This window comes from uncultured Thermosynechococcus sp. (genome assembly GCF_938074695.1).
Classification (GTDB): domain Bacteria; phylum Cyanobacteriota; class Cyanobacteriia; order Thermosynechococcales; family Thermosynechococcaceae; genus Thermosynechococcus.
Map to the genome: position 1 here is coordinate 1 of NZ_CALJEM010000068.1, position 14339 is coordinate 14339.

16 protein-coding genes are annotated in these 14339 nt (G+C 53.2%); 6 read left to right on the plus strand and 10 right to left on the minus strand.

The window, feature by feature from the left end; genetic code table 11:
- Positions 1–2: 2 nt before the first annotated feature.
- From Q0683_RS09815 to Q0683_RS09825, 3 genes are read right to left on the minus strand one after another with little or no spacing between them, the layout of a single operon-like run.
- The gene (locus Q0683_RS09815) at positions 3–1199 is read right to left on the minus strand and encodes an ABC transporter substrate-binding protein (RefSeq protein ID WP_298611571.1); all 1197 of its coding nucleotides are present in this window, start codon (positions 1197–1199) and stop codon (positions 3–5) included.
- A gap of 3 nt (positions 1200–1202) precedes the next feature.
- Positions 1203–1721, minus strand: coding sequence for an acetolactate synthase small subunit (ilvN, locus tag Q0683_RS09820; protein ID WP_298611574.1), 519 nt, complete (start codon positions 1719–1721; stop codon positions 1203–1205).
- 48 nt (positions 1722–1769) lie between these two features.
- A complete protein-coding gene (locus tag Q0683_RS09825) occupies positions 1770–2414 on the minus strand; it encodes a J domain-containing protein (RefSeq protein ID WP_298611568.1) in 645 nt (214 codons plus the stop codon).
- Between the two features lie 71 nt (positions 2415–2485).
- On the opposite strand from Q0683_RS09825, the gene Q0683_RS09830 reads away from it, so the two are divergent.
- From Q0683_RS09830 to Q0683_RS09840, 3 genes are read left to right on the plus strand one after another with little or no spacing between them, the layout of a single operon-like run.
- Entirely contained in the window at positions 2486–3037 is a 552-nt protein-coding gene (locus Q0683_RS09830; protein WP_298611565.1) for a shikimate kinase, read from the plus strand.
- Positions 3031–3588 carry a DUF4126 domain-containing protein gene (locus Q0683_RS09835; RefSeq protein WP_298611562.1) on the plus strand — a complete coding sequence of 186 codons (558 nt, stop codon included), beginning with the start codon at positions 3031–3033 and terminating at the stop codon, positions 3586–3588. Before Q0683_RS09830 ends, Q0683_RS09835 begins: the two co-directional genes overlap by 7 nt.
- Positions 3589–3631: 43 nt before the next feature.
- The gene (locus Q0683_RS09840) at positions 3632–4180 is read left to right on the plus strand and encodes a pentapeptide repeat-containing protein (RefSeq protein WP_298611559.1); all 549 of its coding nucleotides are present in this window, start codon (positions 3632–3634) and stop codon (positions 4178–4180) included.
- Here Q0683_RS09840 and msrA read toward each other — a convergent pair.
- The 5 genes from msrA to Q0683_RS09865 form a co-directional block, all read right to left on the minus strand.
- Positions 4167–4835 (minus strand): peptide-methionine (S)-S-oxide reductase MsrA, encoded by a 669-nt coding sequence (gene msrA / locus Q0683_RS09845; protein WP_298611556.1) that lies wholly within the window; start codon positions 4833–4835, stop codon positions 4167–4169. The two genes, Q0683_RS09840 and msrA, sit on opposite strands and share 14 nt — an antisense overlap.
- A 65-nt stretch (positions 4836–4900) precedes the next feature.
- Positions 4901–5476, minus strand: a complete 576-nt coding sequence (locus Q0683_RS09850) for a DUF4340 domain-containing protein (protein WP_298611553.1) — start codon at positions 5474–5476, stop codon at positions 4901–4903.
- A 36-nt stretch (positions 5477–5512) separates the two neighbouring features.
- The gene (gene acs / locus Q0683_RS09855; protein ID WP_298977497.1) at positions 5513–7483 is read right to left on the minus strand and encodes an acetate--CoA ligase; all 1971 of its coding nucleotides are present in this window, start codon (positions 7481–7483) and stop codon (positions 5513–5515) included.
- Between the two features lie 43 nt (positions 7484–7526).
- Positions 7527–8003 carry a DUF2214 family protein gene (locus Q0683_RS09860; protein ID WP_298611547.1) on the minus strand — a complete coding sequence of 159 codons (477 nt, stop codon included), beginning with the start codon at positions 8001–8003 and terminating at the stop codon, positions 7527–7529.
- A 105-nt stretch (positions 8004–8108) separates the two neighbouring features.
- Positions 8109–8462 carry a hypothetical protein gene (locus Q0683_RS09865; protein ID WP_298611544.1) on the minus strand — a complete coding sequence of 118 codons (354 nt, stop codon included), beginning with the start codon at positions 8460–8462 and terminating at the stop codon, positions 8109–8111.
- A 293-nt stretch (positions 8463–8755) separates the two neighbouring features.
- Here Q0683_RS09865 and Q0683_RS09870 point away from each other — a divergent pair, with 293 nt between their 5' ends.
- A complete protein-coding gene (locus tag Q0683_RS09870; RefSeq protein ID WP_298977499.1) occupies positions 8756–10108 on the plus strand; it encodes a nitrate/sulfonate/bicarbonate ABC transporter ATP-binding protein in 1353 nt (450 codons plus the stop codon).
- A gap of 10 nt (positions 10109–10118) precedes the next feature.
- On the opposite strand, the gene Q0683_RS09875 is transcribed toward Q0683_RS09870, so the two are convergent.
- Entirely contained in the window at positions 10119–10463 is a 345-nt protein-coding gene (locus tag Q0683_RS09875; RefSeq protein ID WP_298611539.1) for a carboxymuconolactone decarboxylase family protein, read from the minus strand.
- A 152-nt stretch (positions 10464–10615) separates the two neighbouring features.
- Between Q0683_RS09875 and Q0683_RS09880 the strand changes: the two genes are divergently transcribed.
- Complete coding sequence (locus Q0683_RS09880) at positions 10616–11794, plus strand: hypothetical protein (protein WP_298611536.1); 1179 nt, start codon at positions 10616–10618, stop codon at positions 11792–11794.
- 2 nt (positions 11795–11796) lie between these two features.
- On the opposite strand, the gene Q0683_RS09885 is transcribed toward Q0683_RS09880, so the two are convergent.
- A complete protein-coding gene (locus Q0683_RS09885) occupies positions 11797–12603 on the minus strand; it encodes a 7-carboxy-7-deazaguanine synthase QueE (RefSeq protein ID WP_366142742.1) in 807 nt (268 codons plus the stop codon).
- 87 nt (positions 12604–12690) lie between these two features.
- Here Q0683_RS09885 and Q0683_RS09890 point away from each other — a divergent pair, with 87 nt between their 5' ends.
- Positions 12691–13614 (plus strand): DUF928 domain-containing protein, encoded by a 924-nt coding sequence (locus Q0683_RS09890; RefSeq protein WP_298977503.1) that lies wholly within the window; start codon positions 12691–12693, stop codon positions 13612–13614.
- Positions 13615–14339: the final 725 nt, after the last annotated feature.

Sequence of the window (14339 nt, forward strand, 5' to 3'; positions counted from 1 at the left end):
GGTTAGCGTTCAACTTTTTTCACTAAGCTAAATTTCCCAGTTTGGCCATCCCCACTCATTTCAATCTGGCCAACGTAAAAGAAGCGTTGCAGCACTTCACCCTCAGGTGTAAAGCGAATTTCTCCAAGAGGTGTTTCATAGACTCCCTTGAGAATCTCTTTATTTAAGGCTTGACGCAGCTCTCCAAGGGGCACCTCCGACAAGTTCTTTTCTTGGGATAGTCGCGCTAAGGCATCCGCAAAGACTTGAACTGCCGTAAAGGCTTGGGCACTAAACTGAGAGGGAGTGTGGCGATATTTGGCTTCAAAGGCCTTGCGGAACTTGACATTCATTGGATCGGGGTTTTCGGGATTATAGGCTTGGGCAACCAAAACGCCATCACAAAGGCGACGACAAACGGGGAAAATGTTGACGGTATTGACACCGTTGCCTCCCAAGATTAACCCTTGGTAGCCCAATTCCCGCAATTGGCGAATGAGATTGCCGCCGTCCGCTGCCAAACCGGAGATGACAATTAGATCAGGCTTGAGATTGAGGGTGGCGTTGATCTGTGCTTGAAAATTGGTATCCGTGGTTTGGGTTTGCTGAACAGTGACCAGTTCAAGCTTGGGATTCTCGCGAATCGCTTTTTGAAAAATCTCCGTTTCTGAGCGACTAAAGGCATCATCTTGGGCAAAGAAGACGGCGACGCGGCGAATGTTGGGATTTATCTCAAGGGCCGCTTGAATCGCCGTGGGAGCCACCACATCTACCCCTGCAGAGACACGACTAATGAAGGCACCGATTTGCGGAATACCACGGGCAGTGTTGGAAGGAGCCACCACGGGGACACCGGCTTGCTCAGCAATGGGATCCGCACTAAAGGCTTGCTGCGAGAGAGTGGGGCCGACAATGCCAATCACGCGATCGCGATTGATCAAGGTTTGAAAGACATTGACTGCTCCAGCTTCATCACTGCCCGTATCCTCAATCACCAGCCGTAGGGTATGCCCCTTGATCTGGCCTGCTTGGTTGAAAAACTCCCCGGCAACTTGTACTCCCTGTAGGGACTCTTGGCCGTAGAGGGCAGCATTTCCCGTTTGCGCAAGGGCAACCCCAAGGGGCAAGGAATTCTTATCTATTGAGGGAGACTCGGTTGCCGTACAGCTACTGAGGGCGATCGCTCCCAACGCGAGCAATAACCAGCGATACTTTCCCACGAATTAGACCCGTGCCTCCAAGGACTTTAGGTATTCCGTATTTACCCCAGATTCGCGCACAAGGGCAATTTTTCCTGTGCGGGCAATTTCGCGAATCCCGAATTTATTGAGCATTTGAACAATGGCCGCCATCTTGCCGGGATCACCGGACACCTCAATGATCAGGGAATCATCGGAGACATCCACCACCTTGGCGCGGAAAATTTGCACCAGTTCCAAGATTTCAGAGCGGGTGCTAGCTGTGGCATTCACCTTCAGGAGCATGAGTTCCCGTTCCACACAGGGAATCGTCGTAATATCCTGCACCTTGAGAACATTGATGAGTTTGTAGAGTTGCTTGGTCAACTGCTCAATGATGGCATCATCGCCAGGCACCACCATCGTAATGCGGGAGATGCCAATTTGCTCTGCAGGGCCAACCGCCAAGCTTTCAATATTAAAGCCACGCCGTGCAAATAAGCCGGCAATGCGAGTGAGCACACCCGCCTCATCTTCCACCAAGACCGATAGGGTATGTTTCATACTGGGATTGAATCTTGCTGCCATCCTGGGATGCTGACTCTCTCTAGTTTAGTGGACAAGCCGACACTCTGCGAAGAGGCGATGGGCAATGCGAAAGAGTTCCTGTCCGGTGTGCAAATAGCGATCGTCGTAACTGTGGCTAAATTGCTCTAGCTCATCGAGACCATCCACCAGTTGATTCAAACAGTAGTAGAGGTGGGCTGCCACCTTGGCCACGGCAGCGGGGTTGGGTTGGGCTTGGAAGGTGTAGCGGGCGCGGGTGAGGGCACGGCGACAGTCCTGCAAATAGGTCAGAAACTGATCCATGAGGTCATCATCAAAGGGATCGGCAGCCAGGGCGTCAATTTGCCGGGGGAGCGATCGCAAGACCGCTTCAATAATCCGGCTGACGGGGTTATAGGTCAGCGTCAGCCATTGCTCTAGCTCGCGATCGGCGGCTTGGGAACGTTGAATATTGGGTTTGGCGCTGGTTTGATGAATGCGGTGCTGGGCATCATAGGCTCGCCGGCACTGCTCATCCCCCAAGATTTCATAGGCGGCGTTAATAGCGGCCATTCGCTCATGGCTGGCGCGATCGCTGGGGTGGTAGTCAGGATGATACTGCTTCACTAAACGCCGATAGGCTGCCTTAATTTCAGCTTGGGTTGCCGTTACTGCTACCTGTAGCGTCACATAAGGATTGGACTGAGACATGGAAATTGCAAGAAACCCTTCCATAGTTTAGGGTAGAGTGCTGATTTGGCGGTGTCGAGAAAGAGTTGTCTATGGAACTGCAAAAACGTCTCGGGGGAGTCAACATTTATCTGGTGGGCATGATGGGGGCTGGAAAAACCACCGTTGGTCGGCTCTTAGCACAACGCCTAGGCTATGGTTTTGTGGATACGGATGCAGTGATTACCGAGTTTCGTCAACGCCCCATTCGCGAGATCTTTGCCCAAGAGGGGGAGGCTGCCTTTCGGGAGTTGGAACAACAGGTCTTGGCACAAGTCTCTTGTTATCATCATTTAGTAGTGGCCACAGGCGGCGGCATTGTCCTAAACCCGATGAACTGGAGTTATCTGCGTCATGGGATTGTGGTCTGGCTCTCTGTGCCCCTTGCGGTTCTCTGTCAACGCCTACGCCACGACCAGGAACGTCCGCTTTTACAGGAGCAGACCCTAGAGGAGCGCCTGGGTGAATTGCTGAAAACGCGGCAACACCTCTATGCCCAGGCGGATTTGGAGCTAAATATCACGGCCAAAGATACCCCTGAAACGGTGTGCGATCGCCTCTGGGAAACCTTACCGAATATTTTGAAACCCACTGAGCCATGGTAGAGGTTTTAGCGATTCTTTCAGCGGCAGCCGCCGGCGGGTTACGATTAGCCCTTCCCCTCCTCTTGATTGGACTTTTACAAGGAGAACAACTCTGGTCACAGGTGCCTCTGTTGCGTCACCTTTCTCCCTACTGGGTGGTGGGGGTATTAACCGCTTGGTCGTTTGTGGAGATTTTCTTGGCGGGCAATCTTTGGGGCTACCGTCTAATTGTCCTTGTGCAACTGTGCTTTAGCCCCCTTGTGGGTGCCCTCCTAGGCATCACCGTAGCCACAGCAACAGAAACCCCCCAATGGCTCATCGGTACCCTCAGTGGTCTTTTTGCCTTTGTGTTGCAATTGGTGCAGGTGGGCTGGTTTTATCGCCTCGGGAAACTGCCCCGTTGGGTGGTTGTCGGACAGGATGTTCTGTGCGTCCTACTGATCCTCTTTGCCCTTAAGGCGCCAAAGCAGGGTGGGTTGATTGCCCTACTCTTGTTGTGGCTAGCCGTTCGCAGTGCCAAGGATTGGCAGCAACGCCATCGGCGCTCTCGTTATCGGCAGCGAAGTTCCTAGTACTTATGTTAAAGTCGCTCTAGCGTGGTAGGAGGATGTGGATGTGAACCAGCAGGCATTCATCGCAACAGCAATGATCAGTGCCGCCCTTACCAGCGGTGCTGCCTTTGCCATGCCTTCCGCCCTACAGCAACTTGTGCAAACCAATGCTTGTCCCGGCTGTGATCTGCAGAATGTGGATCTACGGGGCTATAACTTGGCGGGAGCGAATTTGCGTGGTGCTAATCTTCAGGGCGCTAACCTGCAGGATACCAACCTCATGGTGGCCAATTTGGTAGAAGCAAATCTGAGTAATGCCAACCTCACCGCCGCTTATTTAGAACGAGCCAACTTAGAACAAGCTAATTTGAGTGGTGCGAACCTTAGCTATGCAATTTTGCGCCATAGCCGTGCCTTCCGTGCCGATTTCAGCAACAGTAATTTAACAGGAGCTGATGTGCGTTACGCCGATTTTCGCCGCGCCCGTCTCGACGGTGCCAGCTTTGAACAGGCAAATATGCAGTGGGCACGGTTAAACAATGCCACCGTCAGTCAGACCAACTTTAGCGATGCTTACCGTCCCCGCATGCCCTATCGCCTCAATCTCTACTGACGGCGGGGGGTGTGCTCATCAGTTCGTAGGGAACCTTTGTGCCCCCAAGACCACAGTAGCCATTGACATTGCGGTGGAGATACTGTTGGTGGTAGGGTTCGGCAAAGTAAAATTCAGGGGCTGGCAGAATTTCGGTGGTGATCGTGCCGTAACCTGCAGCTTTTAGGGCTGCTTGGTAGCGATCGCGACTAGCTTCTGCAAGGGCTTTTTGCTCGGGGGAGTAATAGTAAATCCCGGAGCGATATTGCGTCCCCACATCATTGCCTTGGCGCATGCCTTGGGTGGGGTCATGATTTTCCCAAAAGACCTTGAGCAACTCCTCATAGGTTACTTGCCGGGGATCAAAGACCACGCGCACCACCTCATTGTGACCCGTCATGCCCGTGCACACCTCTTCATAGGTGGGGTTGGGGGTATAGCCGCCTGCGTAGCCCACCGCGGTCACATAGACCCCTGGCACCTGCCAAAACTTGCGCTCAGCGCCCCAAAAACAGCCCATGCCAAACATGGCCAATTCCATGCCTTCGGGATAGGGAGGGGTGAGGGGGCGGCCGTTCACCAGATGTGCCTTTGGTACGGGCATGGGTTCTGCTCGGCCGGGCAAAGCCTCACTGGGGCTGGGCATGGTTAGCTTTTTGAATCCAAAGAATCCCATGGCTAATGTCCACTGAATGTTTCTCTTACAATTGTGGCAATGTTGAAACCCTTGTGCCAGTTTCCCTATTGCTTAGCCGAGGGTCGTTGACGCTCCCATTCTTCCAAAGGACGCTGGACAGCATTTTTGAAATCTAGGGGAACTAGGGTCACCGTCATTTTTTCGCGCGGTTCCGGGGGAGGGTCAATTTCTGCATAGAGTTTTAGACTGTCAAACGTAGGATCGCCCAAGCGCAGACGGTGCTGCTGGCCGTCTTTGAGGGTGATCTCTATAGTGGCCATGGGGGGAGCGAGGCCATATTCCCCAGCGTTTTTTGTAGGTACTTCAAAAGAGCGATCGCGCTCCCCTGTGGTCAGCAGGTTTAATAGAAAGACCACAGTCCCCTCCTCGGCGGGGGTTTGCTTGCCTCGATCAATGACCCAGTTGCCGGTCTCTAACTTTTTCAGATTCAGGCTGTACTTTGGACTCACGATTTTGAGTGCCACCACCGCTGCCTCTTGAAAATGAAAGAGAGGTTTTTTTGCCTTGGCGTTGGGGGCATTGGGTCTAGGCAGTTGTTCCTCAAAGAGATAGAGACCACCCCCCAGAATGGCCGCCGTTGCCAGCAGCACAAGTGTTTTCGTGCGGATGCCCGTTGCCATTCTCTCTTGCTTCTCCCCTTGCGGAGCAGAAATACCTCAAGCTCCCTGGCGCAACTTCTCCAGCACTGAGCGATCTTCCAAGGTTGAAGTATCCCCAGCCACCTCTTGACCAGCCACGAGGGAGCGCAGGAGCCGCCGCATGATTTTGCCGGATCGCGTCTTGGGCAGCGCATCGGTAAAGCGAATTTCTGCCGGCCGCGCCAAGGCACCAATTTCATTGACGACGTGCTGTTTTAGCTCCTGTTGGAGGGCATCGCTGGGGGTAGCCGATCCTTCAAGAATGACAAAGGCCACGATTTCTTCCCCTTTAATTTCGTCGGGTTTACCGACCACCGCGGCCTCTGCAACCGCAGGGTGGGAGACCAATGCCGATTCAATTTCCATTGTGCCCAAGCGGTGACCAGACACATTGATCACATCGTCAACCCGTCCCATTACCCAAAAGTAGCCATCCTCATCCTTGCGGGCACCATCGCCGGCAAAGTACACGTATTGGCCATTGCGCGGCGGAATGTGTTCCCAATAGGTGCGGCGGAAGCGCTCCGGATCGCCATAGAGCGTGCGCATCATCCCCGGCCAAGGGTAGCGAATCACCAAATAGCCCCCCTCATTGACGCCCACGGGATTTCCTTCTCTATCCACAACATCCGCCAAAATGCCCGGAAAGGGTTTGGTGGCAGAACCGGGCTTCATGGGAATGGCGCCCGGCAGTGAGGTAATCATGTGCCCCCCTGTTTCCGTTTGCCACCACGTATCCACAATTGGGCAGCGTTCACCGCCAATAACGCGGTAGTACCACATCCATGCTTCGGGGTTAATGGGTTCGCCCACCGTTCCCAATAGGCGAAGGGAGGAGAGATTCCGCGATCGCGGCAGGTGTTCTCCCATTTTGATGAAGGCACGGATGGCCGTGGGAGCGGTGTAGAAAATCGTGACGCCATACTTTTCAATGACATCCCAGAAGCAGCCGGGGTTAGAGGCGCGGGGTGCCCCTTCGTACATGAGGGTAGTTGCCCCATTGGAAAGGGGGCCATAGACAATGTAGCTGTGACCCGTAATCCAGCCCACATCCGCGGTACACCAATAGACATCGCTATCTTGCAGGTCAAAGACCCACTGCGTGGTGATGTGGGTGTAGAGGTTATAGCCGGCGGTGGTGTGCACAACCCCCTTGGGTTTACCCGTGGAACCGGAGGTGTAGAGAATAAAGAGCATGTCCTCACTGTCCATGGGTTCGGCAGGACAGTCGGCACTGACGCCCTTTTGCAGATCGTGCCACCAGTGATCGCGACCGGGCACCATCGTCACCGGCTGTTGGGTGCGCTGCACCACCAAGACATTTTCAACACTGGGAACTGCCTCATGGGCAAGGGCTTTGTCCACTTGATCTTTGAGGGGCACAATGGCATCTTTGCGCCAGCCCCCGTCAGCCGTGACAACCAGTTTGGCTTGGGCATCCAACAGGCGATCGCGCAGAGCTTCGGCACTAAATCCGCCAAAGACGACAGAGTGGGGGGCACCAATGCGGGCACAGGCCAACATGGCAATGGCTGCTTCGGGAATCATGGGCATATAAATGCCGACGCGATCGCCCCTTTTCACCCCCAGTTGCTTGAGGACGTTAGCAAATTGGCACACTTCGCGGTGTAGTTGGGCATAGGTAAGCGTGCGACTATCGCCGGGTTCTCCCTCCCAGATCAAGGCCGCTTTATTTTTGCGCCAGGTCTTGAGGTGGCGATCCAAGCAGTTGTAGGTAATGTTAATTTTGCCGTTGACAAACCATCGGGCATGGGGCGGTTGCCAATCTAAGACTTGATCCCAAGGTTGAAACCACTCTAATTCCTGCTGAGCCAATTCGCCCCAAAAGGCGGCAGGATCAGCTTTGGCCTTTTCATAGAGGGCATTGTAGGCCTCAAGGGAGTTGATCCGCGCCTTGGCCACAAAATCGGCGGGGGGATAAAAAAGGCGGTGTTCCTGCAGAATGGACTCAATTGTGGGCTGACTCATCCGTTTTATCCGTGGCAGCAAGATCTATGATAGGGGCGATCGCTTAGCGTTGAACCCAATCCAGACCAATCCCCCGCGCCATCATCGCTGCCAAAAAGGGAATGGCACTAAGAAAAGCTAGTTCAGCCCGAATCACCCACGTTAAGCGCTGCACAGTCGGCAATTCTAGGGTGGGCGCTTTCTCTTCTCGCAACGGTTTAATCCACAGCAAAAAGGAGATTGTCGGATACAGCGACAACAGCCCCACCAAGATAAATAAGCCCACCTTGAGGTGAAAGACGGGGTTGGCTAAGTAATACTCGCTGCCCTTGCCAAAATAGAGTACCCGCAAAATGCCCGTGACAAGAACGGTCACCGCGGCAAGGCCATAGAGGGCATCGGTGATCACCAATCGCCAAGCCTGTTTGAGGTCTAAATCTTTGCGTAGGGTGAGGTGCTCCACAACAAGGGCAGCAAAAGCCACCATAAAACTGAGATAGTGCAGATAGGCGATCGCGGCACTGCTCCAAAGGGCGTTCATCCGAAATTTTCCTTGGCGAGTGAGAGACTTTGCAAAAAGAGCTGTACCTATCCTAGGGGGCAGCACCGAGATGTGCAAGCGCCAAGCCCCAGAGGTTTTTAGGGGTTAGCCACGGCGCAGATCTTTGGCCATGGCGCGAAAGAGATCTAAATTGGGATCATTGCGGCGGCGTTCCTGTTCTTCTACGGGAGGCGTCACCACATCACTGACGCTGGGTTCGGGTTGACTCTTGTTTTGTTCTTCGGGATTCACTTTTTCAATGGAGGAGACTAACTCCACGACTTCTACTTTTTCTTCAGTACCGCTAGTAGCAGGGAACGTTTTTTTCACAACCTTGGGGGTACGCATGTACTCGATGTTGCCGTAGGTCTTGGCTTCATCGGGATCAAGAAAAAAGTCTTTACTCGGTTGGGCATCGGCTTGCTTGCCCCGACGGAAAAGGCGATCCAAAAATCCCATAGCGGAATTGTTACCTTTTGTGAAGAAACCGCTAATTAGTTTACAATATGGTGTCGAAGAAAAACCATGGGAAATGACACCAGTCCCTAGCGATCGCCTGCTCTAGTGAGATAATCAATTTTGGTTGTTCGGATATTCTATTTATAAACTGTTTTTATTCTACCTCTACTCATTACGGGGTAGGCAAGCAACGGTGCAGCACTTTCTTAAGGGGCAATTTTTCTCTTCTAAACTCGCCAAGACCTGAATCCTCATGGTAGGTTAACGGTTGAAATGCCACAGGATGCAGGACTATGCACGCCAAAACCAAAGGGGAATCGCTCGTCCGCTTACTGGATGTCGGGAAGGCCTACCGTCAACCTAACGGTCAGGTCATTAGCATTATGGAAAATATTAACCTTGAATTGCGCACAGGAGAAATTGTTGCACTCCTAGGGCCATCGGGATCCGGTAAGTCAACCCTGATGCGGATTATTACGGGTTTGGTTGCGCCTACATCTGGGCAAGTCTTATACCGCGAGCAGCCAATGCGGGGCTTGAATCCAGGGGCGGCTGTTGTCTTCCAAAGTTCAGCCCTCTATCCGTGGCTAACGGTTTTGGAAAATGTGGAGCTGGGGCTAAAGGCCTTGGGAGAAGGCCCGCGATCGCGCCGCCGCAAGGCACTGCGGATGATTGACATTATCGGCTTGGATGGCTTTGAAAACGCCTACCCCAAGGAACTGTCGGGAGGGATGCGGCAGCGGGTGGGCTTTGCGCGGGCCTTGGCGGTAGAACCAGAACTCCTGTGTATGGATGAGCCATTTTCAGCCTTGGATGTGCTGACGGCGGAGAACCTGCGCTTTGAACTTCTCGACCTGTGGTTAGAGCACAAAATTCCCACCCAGAGTATCTTGATTGTCACCCACCATATTGAAGAGGCGGTCATTCTCGCCGATCGTATTATTGTGTTGGGGAGCAATCCGGGTCGGGTGCGGGCAGATTTTCCGGTGACCCTGCCCCACTATCGCGATCGCAAGAATCCGGAATTTCAAGCCACCGTAGATCGCATCTATAAAATTCTCACCAACCCCCATGTGGATGAATTGGAGCAACTGGAACCCAAGCCGGCCACCCTGCCCACCCGTCAAGAACCACGTTATCCACTGCTGCCCCATGTGCGCATTGGCTCGATTGCCGGTTTATTAGAACTCCTTGAACATCGCAAAGAAGACCTCTATCGCATTGCTCAGGAGCTGCAACTGGAACTAGATGACATTCTGCCCATTGTCGAAGCTGCCCAGATGATGGAACTGGTGGAACTCAAGGAAGGCGACATCAGCGTGACCCCTATTGGCAATGCCTTCATTCAGGGAGACATTGACCAGCGCAAGCTGATTATTCGCCAGCAACTCCTTAAGCATATCCGCCTTGTGCAGCAGATTCACACCTTCCTGATGGCCAAACAAAACCATCGCATCCCTGAGAGCTTGGTGCTCGATATTCTAGAGCGGCACTTTACGCCCCAAGAAGCCGATCGCCAGCTGAATACCGCCATTGACTGGGGACGCTACGCCGAACTCTTTGGCTATGATGAACCCGCTAAGGAAATTTTCCTTGAAACTAGCGAAACTGAGGAGCCGTTGCCCCCTGAAACGACTGCCGTTTGAGAAGAATTGCCTACTGAGCTTGCCTTTGGCTAAATTCCTCTAATGCCTCCATCACGTGGGTGGCATACATCAAAGCAGGACCGCCGTCCATCGCCACGGTCACCATCAGCGTCTCCATAATTTCCTCAGGGGTTGCGCCCGCGTGCAAAGCAGCACGGGTATGGAAGGCAATGCAGCCGTCGCAGTGCTTGGCCACGCCGATGGCTAGGGCAATCAACTCTTTGGTTTTGGTATCCAGTGCCCCCGGTGCGGAAGAGGCACGACTGAGACTATAAAAAGCTTTCATGGCATCTGGCATTGCCGCTGTTAGTTTTGCGGTGTAAGACTTGATATGGTTGATTTGCTCGGTGTACATCGCTGTCTTCCCAACTTGCTGTTGCTTCTATCGTCGTCGCTCAATCAGGTTATACCGCTGAAACTTCAACGTTTTTTCTTCTTCATGTCCCTTTGACGACGGGAGCAGCTTAGGGAATGATTGAGGGGTTGAGCAACATTCAGGGTGTAGGTATGCAACTTGGATGGGTGAGCACGGCGGGTCTTTTCAGTGGATTACTCCTGATGCTGGGATGTCAAGGGGTAACAGGATTACTAGCATCCCTAGAAACACCGCCAGCAGTGATTCCCTCGCCAGCAAACCCTCTGTACACAGCTGTGAATGAGTTTGGCCAGCCCCAGTTTCAAGTGGATGGGCGCAGACTATTTCGCGATCGCCCCCTCCCTTCGCAACGTATTAGTACAGCACCTACGAAATTACTCCAAGTATTGCGCAACACCCGCCACTATTTTCAAGAGTTTGGTGAGACAGATGTCGTTGCCCAACGGGAGGGGATTCTTGCCATTAAAGGTGTCACTTTAGCCCAAGTCCTTGACACGCTGGACTTTATGATTGCAACGCTGACAGAGGACATTAGTGGCAAGCGCCCAATCCGTTTGCAAGATCCAGCATTTATTAATCAGCACTTTCGCGTGATCCAATGGCTGCCCCACAACCCCCGCAACCCGAATCAAACGGAGGAATTGCGCCTGACCAACTATGCGGTGTTTACCCATCGCGGCTCGCGCACCCGCACAGATACCTACAATACAGCTCTTTATGCCTTGCCGCCTCGCCTTCCCGATCAACCGGAGAGCCTATTTTATAGGCAATTCACAAAGCAGCAAGTACTCGCGGGAATTTTTGAACCCGGCGGTCCTTTCTATGGACGGGTGCAGCCCTTGGCCTACTTGACGCGCGCCGCATTTGAAGATGCCCTGATGCAAGGAACGATTCTCGTTCGATTTACCGACGGTAGCCAAGCCTTTTTTAATGTGGATCGCAACAATGGCATTCCCTTTGTGAAGGGAGTTTCTCCCCACGAGCAGCGACGCTACTGGTATTTTCGTGAAGTGGCGGCCATTAAGGGCTACGGCAGTACGATTGAAAACAAAATCAATATCGAACCGGAGGTGACCTTTGCCGGAGATGTCTGGAATATCGGTCTGGGGCGAGTCGTGGTGATTGAAGATGCACGGGGTACTCCCCCAAAACTGCGCCTTGGCGTCATTGCCGATACGGGGGGAGCCTTTGTCCCCAATCTCTATCAGTTGGACTTTTTGGCGGGCATTTTTCCTGACCGTGCCAGCTATCAAGCGGCTGCCCGTCGCTTGCCGAACTATGTCCATGCCTATATCTTGATTAAAAAATAGCCCTAGCGCTGTCCTAGGAATTTATGGGTTTGGGGCACAACGCGCACATTGCTCAACCGTGCCTTTAACTGCGCTTGCCACGCGAGGACTTGAGCGGGGGTGGGTGGAGGGGTACAGCGACCGGTACCTACGGGCGTTACAGGTTGCAAAAAGACCGGAATATGGGGGTTTACGCTGGCCACAAGAGCACTGAGCCGATCGAGATCGGCAGGGTCGGTGGTTTGGGAAATAATCACTTTGCAAAAGACCTCGACAGGGGCGCGATCGCACAGGCGCAAAAAAGCTTCATGGGCTGACCAATGGCACTCACCACTGACGCTCGGCAGCTTAATGTCCATGCCGACACTGTCTAGATAGGGAAGAATCAGTTCCAGTGCCGCTGGATGATGTCCGCCGGTCTCAAGGTAGAGGGATAGGGAGCTGCTGGCCTTGAGCAAGGGTAAAAATTGTGCCAATGTTGCTGCATAGAGGAGGGGTTCACCGCCAGTGAGGCTAATACTGTCATGGATGGGCGGCGTGTTGAGGTGCTGGATAGCTTCGAGAATGTGGGCGGCAGTAACGGGATTGGGAATCCGTTGAAAGTGGCGATCGCCCGCGTGTTCTTCAATCAGGGCATGGCGGGGAACAAACCATGTGTGGGCACTGTCACAGTAGGTGCAGCGGAGATCACAGCCCGCCAAGCGAATAAAAACTTGCCGACACCCCACATTGGCGCCTTCCCCTTGAATGGCTGAAAATATCTCTACCAAAGGCAGCGTAATCCGCGCAAGGGAGGAATCGTTGTTAGTCTGCTGCTCTTTTACAGAAATCACAGGGGATGTGCAAGCCCGATCACAATTGAGCCTTCTTTCCGATAGTACCTTAAGGATAGTTAGCGTGTTCAGTAGGTAAATGCGATGTCTGCCCACCGTTTTGGCCTTTTGTGGCTATTGGTCGGTACCTTGGCAATAGGAACAAGCGCCCTGCCGGTTATCGTGCCCTTGTTACCTGCTGTTGCCCAAAATCCCGCTAATCAAGCCGGTGAGTTCGATCGCTACATGCAGCGGGGCTACCAGCTAACTGCTAAGCGGGACTATCAATCCGCTTTGGTGAATTTTCGCCGTGCCCTCAGCTTGCGTCCCGGCGATCGCTATGCCCTCACGGCTATCAGTAATGTGGAAGCCTATCTTGCCCGCGATCGCTACGCTGCCCAATCGCGTAACCGTCTCACCTTTGTGCCCCCAAATCGCGGCATGCCGGGGCAACGAGTCGCAGGTGCCACCCGCTTTGGTGAGTGTACCCAAGGCTCCCTGAGCAAAATTGTCGCCCTTGTTCCCGATAACAACTTGGGGATGACGGCGGCGGCCAATCCCAGTCTCTTTTTCTTTGTTCCCCAAACCACAGCAAAATCGGCAGAACTGCTGCTGCTCTCGGAAGCCGGAGAACTCTTGTTGACTCAACAAGTGCCCCTCAGTGGTAAAGCAGGGATTTTACCCGTGACGGTGGATGCCGCTAAGGTGAAGCTGCAACCGGGGCAAAAATACCAGTGGATCTTCTCCCTTACCTGTAGGCCCAATGAACCGGATGCCAATCCCTTTGTCAGCGGCTGGATTGAGCGGGCTGAGCTAGACAGGAACCTTGCCCAAGTAATCACCGCCATGCCACCGACCGATCGCTTGCCCCTTTTGGCCACTAGTCAACTCTGGCATGATACCTTAGCAACCCTTGTGGAGCTACAGCGAAGCAATCCCAATAACGCCGCGATCAAACAGCAGTGGCAGGATGTGCTCAAGAGTGCGGGCATTGATCCGCAAATTGTCAATATGCCCCTGTTGCGCTAGCAGCTCCTGTGCCGATATTGAGGGCGGTTGGCTGACCCCCAAATCCCAGATCAAGTTGCACTATGATAAAGGATAGGGTGCGATTCGTTCAGTCGAAATCGAAGCAAGCAACTGCCGAGAGGGATGACTGGCAAGGTTGTGAACCTTGACAACTGAGTAGTGATGATGGTGAGCCTGAAAAGGCAAGTCCATCCGGTGCAGCGCCCACCTGAAAGCACTTCCCCTACGGTAGCGACTGGTCATCAATCCGTAAAGCGGGGATGAAAGGAGGCAATGCTGAAAGCCTAATTCGGTAACCTTCAAGCAAGGAAGCATGGGGACGCAAGGAAGGTACGCTTGAACCGTCGTTACTATAAAGCAGTCAAAAGGCTGATAGACTGCGGCCAAAAGGCCAAGGCAAAGGAAGATGGCTAGTCCTATCTAGACCATCGGCGCATGTCCAAAACCCGGCGGATAGTACCCCTCTAAACTTCCAAACAAATCACTACTCGGAACGAAGTAACCCATCTGCAATCTCTTGTAGGTCGGTCAAGCCCACAAGTAGCCAACCAAGGCGTAAACTCTGAACACCAATCAGGATGCAGATGGGAGGGATGTTATCAGAAGCCAACGCCCTTGGGAAAGCCAAGGGATATGCTGACGGATAACCGATCAACGGAATGATAAAGCTGTTAACAGGAGTCAATATGCTCCATACCGAGGTACAAACTCAGGGAGAGATGCAA

Coding starts and splice junctions, on each gene's coding strand:
- Q0683_RS09830 (WP_298611565.1), top strand. CDS start 2,486: ATGGAACTGCAAAAACGTCTCGGGGGAGTCAACATTTATCTGGTGGGC.
- Q0683_RS09835 (WP_298611562.1), top strand. CDS start 3,031: ATGGTAGAGGTTTTAGCGATTCTTTCAGCGGCAGCCGCCGGCGGGTTA.
- Q0683_RS09825 (WP_298611568.1), bottom strand. CDS start 2,414: ATGTCTCAGTCCAATCCTTATGTGACGCTACAGGTAGCAGTAACGGCA.
- Q0683_RS09860 (WP_298611547.1), bottom strand. CDS start 8,003: ATGAACGCCCTTTGGAGCAGTGCCGCGATCGCCTATCTGCACTATCTC.
- Q0683_RS09890 (WP_298977503.1), top strand. CDS start 12,691: ATGTCTGCCCACCGTTTTGGCCTTTTGTGGCTATTGGTCGGTACCTTG.
- ilvN (WP_298611574.1), bottom strand. CDS start 1,721: ATGAAACATACCCTATCGGTCTTGGTGGAAGATGAGGCGGGTGTGCTC.
- Q0683_RS09870 (WP_298977499.1), top strand. CDS start 8,756: ATGCACGCCAAAACCAAAGGGGAATCGCTCGTCCGCTTACTGGATGTC.
- msrA (WP_298611556.1), bottom strand. CDS start 4,835: ATGGGATTCTTTGGATTCAAAAAGCTAACCATGCCCAGCCCCAGTGAG.
- Q0683_RS09880 (WP_298611536.1), top strand. CDS start 10,616: ATGCAACTTGGATGGGTGAGCACGGCGGGTCTTTTCAGTGGATTACTC.
- Q0683_RS09875 (WP_298611539.1), bottom strand. CDS start 10,463: ATGTACACCGAGCAAATCAACCATATCAAGTCTTACACCGCAAAACTA.
- acs (WP_298977497.1), bottom strand. CDS start 7,483: ATGAGTCAGCCCACAATTGAGTCCATTCTGCAGGAACACCGCCTTTTT.
- Q0683_RS09850 (WP_298611553.1), bottom strand. CDS start 5,476: ATGGCAACGGGCATCCGCACGAAAACACTTGTGCTGCTGGCAACGGCG.
- Q0683_RS09865 (WP_298611544.1), bottom strand. CDS start 8,462: ATGGGATTTTTGGATCGCCTTTTCCGTCGGGGCAAGCAAGCCGATGCC.